This window comes from Clostridium tagluense (assembly GCF_003865095.1).
In the GTDB taxonomy this organism is placed as follows: Bacteria; Bacillota; Clostridia; order Clostridiales; family Clostridiaceae; genus Clostridium_AD; species Clostridium_AD tagluense.
Genome location: NZ_BHYK01000041.1, coordinates 25,738 through 36,272, shown reverse-complemented (window position 1 = coordinate 36,272; position 10,535 = coordinate 25,738). Strand labels below are relative to the sequence as shown.

Annotated in this window: 9 protein-coding genes; 8 read left to right on the top strand and 1 reads right to left on the bottom strand. The window is 30.3% G+C overall.

What is annotated here, in order from left to right; translation table 11 throughout:
• Window positions 1-150 precede the first annotated feature (150 nt).
• From Ctaglu_RS21935 to Ctaglu_RS21905, 7 genes are all read left to right on the top strand, one after another.
• Window positions 151-1,266 carry a LolA family protein gene (locus Ctaglu_RS21935; protein WP_125005774.1) on the top strand — a complete coding sequence of 372 codons (1,116 nt, stop codon included), beginning with the start codon at window positions 151-153 and terminating at the stop codon, window positions 1,264-1,266.
• 135 nt (window positions 1,267-1,401) lie between these two features.
• Window positions 1,402-2,109, top strand: a complete 708-nt coding sequence (locus Ctaglu_RS21930) for a response regulator transcription factor (protein ID WP_125005772.1) — start codon at window positions 1,402-1,404, stop codon at window positions 2,107-2,109.
• On the top strand, window positions 2,106-3,551 hold the full coding sequence (locus tag Ctaglu_RS21925) for a sensor histidine kinase (protein WP_125005770.1): 1,446 nt from the start codon (window positions 2,106-2,108) through the stop codon (window positions 3,549-3,551). Before Ctaglu_RS21930 ends, Ctaglu_RS21925 begins: the two co-directional genes overlap by 4 nt.
• Window positions 3,552-3,595: 44 nt before the next feature.
• Window positions 3,596-4,306 (top strand): ABC transporter ATP-binding protein, encoded by a 711-nt coding sequence (locus Ctaglu_RS21920; protein WP_125005768.1) that lies wholly within the window; start codon window positions 3,596-3,598, stop codon window positions 4,304-4,306.
• Complete coding sequence (locus Ctaglu_RS21915) at window positions 4,299-5,906, top strand: hypothetical protein (protein WP_125005766.1); 1,608 nt, start codon at window positions 4,299-4,301, stop codon at window positions 5,904-5,906. The genes Ctaglu_RS21920 and Ctaglu_RS21915 overlap by 8 nt, the downstream gene beginning before the upstream one ends.
• A gap of 115 nt (window positions 5,907-6,021) precedes the next feature.
• Entirely contained in the window at window positions 6,022-6,546 is a 525-nt protein-coding gene (locus Ctaglu_RS21910) for a hypothetical protein (RefSeq protein WP_125005764.1), read from the top strand.
• Window positions 6,547-6,618: 72 nt separating this feature from the next.
• Window positions 6,619-7,353, top strand: a complete 735-nt coding sequence (locus tag Ctaglu_RS21905; protein ID WP_125005762.1) for a Fic family protein — start codon at window positions 6,619-6,621, stop codon at window positions 7,351-7,353.
• Between the two features lie 102 nt (window positions 7,354-7,455).
• Here the strand turns inward: Ctaglu_RS21905 and Ctaglu_RS21900 are convergent, their stop codons facing one another.
• The gene (locus tag Ctaglu_RS21900) at window positions 7,456-8,736 is read right to left on the bottom strand and encodes a LysM peptidoglycan-binding domain-containing protein (protein WP_125005760.1); all 1,281 of its coding nucleotides are present in this window, start codon (window positions 8,734-8,736) and stop codon (window positions 7,456-7,458) included.
• 448 nt (window positions 8,737-9,184) lie between these two features.
• Here Ctaglu_RS21900 and Ctaglu_RS21895 point away from each other — a divergent pair, with 448 nt between their 5' ends.
• Complete coding sequence (locus Ctaglu_RS21895) at window positions 9,185-10,534, top strand: glucose-6-phosphate isomerase (protein WP_125005758.1); 1,350 nt, start codon at window positions 9,185-9,187, stop codon at window positions 10,532-10,534.
• The last annotated feature ends 1 nt before the right edge of the window (window position 10,535 follow it).

Sequence of the window (10,535 nt, the reverse complement as noted above, 5' to 3'; positions counted from 1 at the left end):
TGTTGAGTTAGATACAACAATTATATCAGAAAAGAGGGGGTCATTGCTTTTTTACGTTTAAAATAGCACAAACCCTTGCAATAGCAAGGATTTAAATAAATAAAATAAAGATAGTGTTAACACTATCTAATTAGAAAAGGGGAGATTATTATGAGTAAGAAAAAGATTATGACTATGTTTATCGGAGCAGCACTTGTAGCATCAATATTTACAGGTTGCAGCCTTAAAGGGGATGTATTAATACCAGAAGATGTAATAACAAATGTAATGAAAGCAAATGAGAAAACTAAGTCTTATTATGGAGAATTTAAAATGGATAGCTACGAAAATGACAAGCTAAAAGAAAGCATGCTTTTTAAACAATGGAATGATAACTCTAGCGGCAAAATAAAAACACGTATAGAAACAGAGGATAAGACCTCAGGAAAAGTTGTAACCACAAATGATGGAGATAAACTTATATCCTATACGCAAAAAGATAAAAAAGCTCTTAGTATGAAAATAGGCGCTGAGTTAGACCAAAGTGCAAATGCAAATTATAAGGATCAATTAATTAGTCAACTGGGAAATATAAGTAAAACACACGGGTTAACTTTAAAAGGAGAAGAGAATATTGGAAGATTTAAAACCTATCATGTTTCAGCAGTGCCAAAAGAAAAAAATAGTATTATGGGAAATCAAGATTATTGGATAGAAAAGTCAAATTGGTTTTTAGTGAAAGCTACTTCAGAGATTGGAAATAACAAATCAATTTTAGAATATACAAAACTGGATTTCTCACCTAAATTGGAGGCTAGTTTATTTATACAAAAGCTCCCAACTGATGTTAAGGTTGAAAGTATAGATGATATTGCAAAAAACAATGAAACTACTATAGATTTAAAGCAGGCTGATAAAATAGCAGGAAAACCTCTATTACACATGAAAGAAAATGCATCTTATAAGTTAAAAGAGGTTAAGTATTTAAATATTGAAAAAACCAAGCATAAAGAAATAAATCAAATTTACGAAAAAGATGGAGCTGTAGCCTTTACTTTAACTACCGTAATGGATGGTAATAAAAAGACTGATAGCAATGAAGAAAGTTTAAAAGTACCAGGTGAAAAGGAAATAAGTATAAGAGGTAAAAAAGCATCAGTTATGGAGTCGATTAAATGCATGTGGTGGATTGAAAATGATCTTAATTATAGTATATTTATGGATAATCCAAAACTTACCATGGAAGATGCTAAAAAGTTAGTGGAAGGTTTAGTGCTTACAAATTAATAAAAAACATTACATGTACAACACTTGTATATGTAATGTTTTTTTATCAATGAATTTAAAAGGTAATCATAACCTATAAATAGATATAAAATGCTATAATATTATATATATAAGCATTTTATGGAGGAATAACATATGAAAGAAAAAATACTAATAGTTGAGGACGATGAGGCCATTGCTAGCATAATTAAAGAGCATTTGCTAAAAGAAAATTATAAAGTAATATGGTCGTCTACAGGTAAAGAAGGGCTAGAAGATTTTAAGAAAGAGGAGTTTCAGCTGGTTATGGTAGATGTTATGCTTCCGGAAATGGACGGATTTACCTTGTGTAAAAACATACGATGGTTAAATGAAGACGTACCAATAATAATTGTTAGTGCAAAACAAACAGATTTAGATAAGGTAAAGGGATTAAAATCAGGTGCGGATGACTATATGACAAAGCCTTTTAGCCTTATGGAGATATCTGCTAGAATCGAAGCTCATTTAAGAAGAAATAGGAAAAGAGAAAACAGTATTCCATTAGATAGAAAATTAGAATTTAATAAAGGGTTAACAATAATTTTAGAGGATAATAGAGTAATGCTTGAAGATTATGAAATATCCTTAACTTCAAAAGAATTTGATATTTTGCTTTTAATGGCTCAAAACCCCAATAAAGTATTTTCAAAAGAAGACCTTTATAAGCATATATGGAAAAATATTGACGTAAAGGGCAATAATACTGTTACTGTGCACATTAAAGCCCTTAGAGAAAAAATAAAAGATAATATAAAAAATCCAACATATATTCAGACGATATGGGGGACTGGGTATAAATTTATAGGAGAGCGCAACATATGAAACTGAAAAAATGGCTTAGTCTATCTCATTTAGTTGTAATGTTAGCACCAATAATTACTGCTGCATTATTGTTTAAGTTTATCATAGATTACAATAAAAATAATGATTTAAAAGATTATTTACTCATTATGAGTAAATTTAAAGTTTATGAAGATAAAATACAAAGCCCTGAAATATACAATTTAAACTTAGTAAAAGATAGAGAATTTGTAACAAGTAAAGAGAAAAATTCAGTACTAATAGAATTATATAATGATGCAGGAGCAGAAATATATAATTCTAATAAAAGTAATATGTTCTATAGTTCAAAACAAGAATTGTACTCTGATTTGTACAAGGTTGTTACTGGTTATAAGGCTTATACCTTGAAAAAACCAGTATTTGTGGATAGTGATTTAATAGGATTTTATAAAATTACTATTGCAAGAAATAGTTTTGTTAAGGAAGTGAACAATAAAACCATAATTGCAATAATCTGTTTCATAGCTGTACTTATGATAATTTATGTAGTAGTAATATTATTACTTAATAGAAAATTTAATAAACCCATAAAACTGTTAGTAGAGGGAATGAATAATTTTGCCACAGGAGAGGGTAATACAGTTAAATATGAAAGCAAGGATGAAATAGGTGAAATAATTACCAATTTCAATACCATGAAAAAAGATATAGAGGATAAAAGGAAAACTATAGAAACACAGCAAAAAACAAAGGAATATATGATTTCTGCAATATCCCATGATCTAAAAACCCCTTTGACAGCTATAAGAGCTTATTCAGAAGCTATTATTAATGAAAAGGATTCAGATATGGTGAAAATTAAAAATAAAGCCTCAGTTATATTAAATAAAAGTGATTACATGAAAAAAATGATAGATGATCTATTAATGTACAACCTACTAACTACAGATTACGAAATGAATTTTGTGGAGGTTGAAGGTCATGAACTTTTTGAAATGCTCTTTTCGGGTTACGCGGAGGATTGTGAAAAAAATGAAATTAAGCTTAGCACCGAAATAAGTCTTCAGGGTAAATGTACGGTGGATGTAAGCCAGATGACAAGAGTGGTGGATAATTTAATGTCTAATGCTCTAAGATACACTCCTAAAAATGGACATATTTATATGGGTGCATTTTCAATGAAGGATAAAAATCTTACACAATGGCTTAGCTATAAGGATATTGAGGAGATAAAGCTCCATAAAAATGAAGGGTGTATACTTTTAATTAAAAATGAAGGTGTGTGCATTTCAAAAGAGGATAAAAATAAAGTGTTTTTACCTTTTTATCAGGGTGATGACTCCAGAAGCAAAAAAGCAAGCACTGGCGTGGGCCTGGGCCTTAGCATTGTTAATTTGGTAATAGAAAGGCATGAAGGTGAAGTCATGATATTTTCAGAGGGAAATAGTACAATTTTTGCTTGCTGGATTCCACAAAAATAAAATTTAAAAATAAGGTAAAGTAAGCAATGAGGGGGAATAATAAAATGAAATTAATTCTTAAAGATATAGAAAAAAATTATGGGGAGAAACAGGTGCTAAAAAAAGCATCTTATACCTTTGAAAAAGGGAAAATATATGGACTACTAGGACGAAATGGGGCAGGTAAGACCACTCTTTTTAACTGTATCAGTGGGGAACTTAAATACGAAAGTGGTAGTGTGAGTATCATCGAAGAGGGACAAGCTATTCAGGGAATAGATTACAAAAAAGTAGGATATGTTTTTTCAGAACCCGTACTACCAGAGTTTTTAACAGGATATGAGTTTTTGAAATTTTATATTGATATTAATAAAGATAAGATTGAAAACTTACTTACCATAGATGAGTATTTTGATATTATAAAGATTAAAGATGAAGACAGATATCGTTTGATGAAGGGATATTCTCATGGAATGAAAAATAAAATGCAGATGGTTTGCCTTTTAATTACTAAACCTCCTGTGATTTTGCTAGATGAACCCTTAACTTCTTTCGATGTGGTGGTGGCACTAGAAATCAAGAATTTGTTAAAGGAAATGAAAAGTGAGCACATTATTATTTTTTCCACCCATATTCTTCAACTGGCTACAGATTTATGTGATGAAATATTGGTTTTAAATAATTGCATTTTAGAAGAAGTGGATAGTGAGATTCTAAAGAGTGCTGAATTTGAAGAGAGGATTATGGAAATTTTGAAGGAGGAAGGTAATGATTAATACATTTATAAATAGTTTTAAGGTGTCTTTTGTAGAGCGGGCTAATACCTTTATATATTTCCTTAAAAGGATACCCCTTTTAGGAAAAAAGATTCCTGATAATATATATAAAAGAACTCATGCTAAAATAGTTATAGGAGTTATACGTGAAATTTTAGGGGCGCTTGGTGGATTTTTAGGCAAGGTTGCTTATTTGGGAATAATGATTATTCTACCCGCCTATTTAATGACTAAGGACATAGCAAAGATGCAACCAATTTTTCTACATATGCTTTTCTTTTTAAGCTTTGTTACGGCACCACTTATTAAAACTATAATTTTTGAGAAAACCAACAAATCGGCCTTTAATATGATAACCTTAATGAGGGCTGATGCAAGAGAATACTATCTTGGGGAAATAATATATAGAAATATAAAAGATTTTATATACTTTGTCCTTCCAGTAATAATTATAGGATTAATAATAGGATTTTCACCCTTAAAAGCTGTAGTGCTTGTAGTTGAATTAATAGCTTTTATATTGATTGGAGAGTGGGTTCAACTTTTTATATATGATAAGATAGAAGTGGTGTTAGCACAAAAATGGTTATTTATGTCGGTAGTAATTATTTGTGGACTTGCCCTTGCCTATGCATTGCCATTATTAGGACTTACTATTGATTTTAATCCAATATTATTTAATATTTTTGTGGTGATTACTGTATTAGGACTAGGTGTGGTAGCTTTTACATACCTATGGAGATATAGTAAATATACACCAATAGCAAAAACTTTATTAACTAAGGATAATTTATTTAATAAAGAGGCTTTTAAAACAGATATGAATTTTGGAAATGTGAAATTAGATGAAAAGAAAATGAGCAAGGAAGACTTAAACACAAAGAAATATAACAAGAAGCAGGGGTATGAATATTTAAACTCATTGTTTTTTCTTCGATTTAGAAGAATAATGGTAGGACCTATAAAGGGAAGAGTTATTTTCATAGGTATTGTATTTTTAATAGGTATGTTTTTGGTGTTTTTTATGCCAAGTAAAAAGGGGAATATGGTCATGGAAATTAAAAAAAGTATTCCCATGTTGGTATTTATAATGTATAGCATGTCAACGGGAGAAAGAATTTGTAAGGCTATGTTTTATAATTGTGATGCAAGTTTATTAAGATATGGTTATTATCGAGAAGCAAATGTGATTTTAGCAAATTTCACTTCAAGGCTTAAGAGGGTAGTTATTCTTAACTTGATACCAGCCTTAACTTTATGCCTTGCTATAGCTTGTATTATTTTAGCTAGTGGTTATAGTTCAGAGCTTATTTACATGATGCCATTATTTTTGTGTGTAATTTGCTTAGCTTGCTTCTTCTCTATACATCATTTGTTTATGTACTATGTGTTGCAACCCTATACAGCACAATTAACCGTAAAAAGCCCATTATTTAAGTTCGTAAACATGGTGGTTTATATGGCTAGCTATATATGTCTTCGAATTAAGACGCCACCATATTATTTTACAGCAGGGGTTATTATAACAACTATTGTATATATGTTGGTTGCGCTCATTTTAACCTATAGAGTAGCTCCAAGAACATTTAAGTTGAAATAGATATTCCTAAGAAAATGGGAAAGAATACTTACTTTATTATCCTATAAGGAATTATTAATTAAATCTACGAATATAAGTTATATATATCAAATGTATAAGGAGATTTAAGTAGATAATGAGAGGTAAGAGGTTTGCCCCATCAGGTATAATTCTAAAAAATAAAATTATAATAATCACTTTGCTAATTATATTGATAATATTATTAAGATTTCTATATTTTTACGGAAAGAATAAAGCATTAAGTGCAATACCTAAAGATGGTAATATGAAATTTACAGTTCAATTTTGTAGTGCAAATTTAATACAAAATAATAGCGTAGGCAACAAGTGGAGTTATGAAGTAAAAATTAATGGTAAAAAGATTAAAGAAGGTAGAAAAATAAATATAACAGCTACAACAAAGGAAAAGATTAGTTTGAGTGCAAGTGCAAAAGAACATGACTTCGTACCAGACACAGGAGTTGGGGGTATAGGTGTAAACATTGTGGATTTAAAACTAGCGGAAAAGAATACATACTCTATTGATGTTACAGTTGCTGAAAATAAAGGTATATACGCAGGAAATACAGCCATTTGGAAGTTTAATTTTAGTGTTATAAGGAAAGTAAGTCTTTCAGATATAGTAAAAAATATATTTTAGGATATAATATAAATAGTGAACATTAATGAGCGGGTAAAAGAAACAATTTATAATATAGACCGGGGGTAAATTATGTTTAAACAAATAGATGAGAAAAAGGTACTATTAGATGACAGAAGACCATTAAATGGCAATGCTATAGAAAATTTGAAAAAGTATTTTGATGTAGAACTTACATATAATTCAAATGCTATAGAAGGAAATACCCTAACAATTACAGAAACTAAAGTGATTTTAGAAGAGGGACTAACCATAGGAAGAGGTAAGAGTTTACGTGAGCATCTAGAGGTAATAAATCATAAAGAAGCAATAGATTATATAGATGATATAGTGAGTAAGAACATAAATATATCAGAAAGAGTTATAAAAGATTTGCACTATATAATATTAAAAAGTATAGATAATAAAAATGCTGGAGAATATAGAAAAACAAATGTTTTAATTAGTGGTAGTGAGCATAGACCGGTGGAACATTTCTTAGTTCATGAAAGAATGGAAGAATTGATCAATTGGTATAGTGAAAATAAAAATAAATTACATCCAATCTATTTGGCTGCTGAATTTCATTTCAAATTTGTATATATTCATCCGTTTATTGATGGCAATGGAAGATCAGCTAGGTTACTTATGAATTTAATTTTAATGAGTAATGGATATCCTATCACCGTTATAAAAGCAGAGAATAGAGACATTTATATGAAAGCATTAGAAAAAGCTAGCACACAAAGTGATATTAGCGAATTTGTAGATATAGTATCAGAAGCTGTGGATAGAAGCTTTGATACATATCTTTATATAACATCGTAACATGAGTATTTTTTCTTAGATTATGCTAACAAAAGGATATATTGCGTAAGATGCATTTCTAGCGATATATCCTTTTAGTTATAGCATAATCTAAGAAAAACTCTAAAGCAATTTTTTTATATCAAATAGCGAATTTTGAACCAGCCAAGCTTGAGGGAAGTATTTTCCGATGGTCCAGTAACTAACTCCACCTAAATCATATGCATTAGCTGTTCTAAGTTTAGCGTTCATACTCCTAGCATCTTCGAACCAAACTACATGTCTTTTTCCATTAGCATCGTAATAGTTAAAGAATGGCGCTTGAGAAGTATAGTCATATTGAATAGATGCAAATACTTTTCTTGCAAGATCTACCGCTTCTACATTACCAAGTGCAGTTGCTTTAGTTCCCTTTACATAAGGCAGAGTCCAATCATAGCCATAATTAGGTATGCCCATAAATATTTTTTTGCTTGGAATTACTGTTACAGCATAATCAAGGATTTTTTTTACTTCATTAATTGGAGCTACTGCCATCGGTGGACCTGCTGTATATCCCCACTCATAAGTCATGAGTATAACATGGGATGCTATTGCACCATGGAACGGATAATCATGAGCTTCATAGAGTAATCCCTTTATATCACCATTGGGTTTAGGAGCTAAAGCGGTAGTAACAATAAAGCCTAAGGGCTTTAGTTTGTCTACTGTTTTGCGTAAAAAATTATTGTAGTTTTGCTTATCCTCTGGGTAGATATATTCTAGATCTATAGCTAAACCATAATAATTTTTGGCTTTTAATATATTAATTATGTTATCCAATAGTGTATTTTGAATTTTTTCATTTGTAAGTATAATATGGGCTAGGTCACTATCAAATCCTCCGCCCTCTTTTAAATTTGTAATTACCATCATAGGAGCTACTTTAGCTTTTCTAGCAGCATCTATTAAAGGAACATCATTTATGCCTTTTAAAGTCCCATTAGCTAATATCTGATAACTAAATATACTAAGATAAGTGAGACTAGGAAGAGTTTTTACAAGAACATCCATATCTGTACTAGGAAGAGCATAGCCATTAACTTCAAGGGAACCTAATTTTTGCGTAGATGGAGGTATAATAATAATTTCACCAGGATAAATTAGTGTATAGTTTGTAAGGTTAGGATTTGCATGGATTAAATTTGGAACAGTTACACCATACATTTTAGCTATCATGTAAAGAGATTGACCAGGAAGGACTTTATGTGACCTCGACCCCTGAAGTATTACAAGGGTTTGACCTACTACAAGGTCATTTGGGTTTGTAAGTTCATTATCAGAAGCAATTTTATTATATGAAACTCCATATAATTTAGAAATTTCATACAAACTTTCTCCGCTTTTTACAACATGAATAATCAAAAAAATCACACCTCATATAATAATATAATTTAATATATGCAACAGCATGCAATGAAGTACATCCTATATTATTTTTAATTTATTATGTGTAAAAATTATTAGAATAAATAAAACATTCGCAGAAAATACTAAAGCTAGTAAGTAGGTTGAATATTTAATTATGATGTTTTTTAAAAATTCAATTTTATAGTGTTTCACAAATTACAATAGCATAATATGTTATAAATACTAAATTCTATTTAAAAACTTGATTTATTTAACCGAATAAACTAGAATTATTGTATATTATTTTAATAAGTTAACCGATAAGCCAGGCAATCGATAGCTGTCCTAAAGGGATAACGGTTGTACGCCCAATTCTATAAAAGTTTATATACTAAATGAAAAATAAAGAGCAAAATAATTATTAATTGTTTTGCTCTCAAGAGAGAAACAAGGAGGAATATTAATGGAAAAGATTTTATCTTTAGATTTAAGCAAAACAGTTCCCTATTTAGGTGAACATGAAGTTTCTTATTTTCAACCAATGGTATCTACTGCGCACAAAATGCTTAGTGATAAAACAGGCCCAGGAAGTGATTTTTTAGGATGGATAGACCTTCCTGTAAATTATGATAAATCAGAATTTGATAGAATTAAAAAGGCAGCACAAAAAATAAGAAATAATTCTGAAGTCTTAATAGTAATTGGAATAGGAGGATCTTACCTAGGAGCTAGAGCTGCTATAGAAGCATTATCTCATAGCTTTTATAACAGTCTTTCAAACGAAAAAAGAAAATCTCCGGCAATATTTTTTGCTGGAAATAATATAAGCTCTACATATATGGCAGATTTACTTGATGCTGTAGAGGGAAAAGATATTTCTGTAAATGTAATATCAAAATCAGGAACTACTACAGAGCCAGCTATTGCTTTTAGAATATTTAAAGAACTATTAGAAAAGAAATATGGAAAAGCAGGAGCAAAAGAAAGAATTTTTGCTACTACGGATAAGTCCCGCGGAGCTCTAAAAAAATTAGCAGATGCAGAAGGCTATGAAACTTTTGTAATTCCAGATGATGTAGGTGGAAGATTCACAGTGCTAACACCTGTAGGATTACTTCCAATAGCAGTAGCAGGTATAGACATTGATGAAATGATGAAGGGTGCAGCAGATGCTAGGGAAGTATACAGCGTTGAAGATATAAATAAGAACGATTGTTACAAATATGCAGCAGCTAGAAATGCACTATATAGAAAAGGCAAGGTTACAGAAATCTTAGTTAACTATGAGCCAGCACTTCAATATTTTGGAGAATGGTGGAAACAGCTTTATGGCGAAAGTGAAGGAAAAGATCAAAAGGGAATATTCCCAGCAGCGGTTAATTTTTCTACAGATCTACATTCTATGGGACAATATATTCAAGAAGGTGTAAGAAATATATTTGAAACAGTTATCAATGTAGAAAAGCCAAGAATAGAAGTGGTAGTAAAAGAAGAAAGTGGAGATCTAGATGGATTGAACTTTTTAGCAGGTAAAACTATGGATTTTGTTAATAAAAAAGCTTTCCAAGGAACAGTACTTGCTCATAATGATGGAGATGTACCTAATATTATTTTAAATATTCCAGCACTCACAGCATATAATTTTGGACATATGGCTTATTTCTTTGAAAAATCTTGTGCAGTAAGCGGATATTTATCAGGGGTTAATCCTTTTGATCAACCAGGAGTAGAAGCATACAAGAAGAATATGTTTGCTCTTCTTGGAAAATCAGGATATGAAGATATAAAAGCAGATCTAGAAAAAAGGCTTTAGA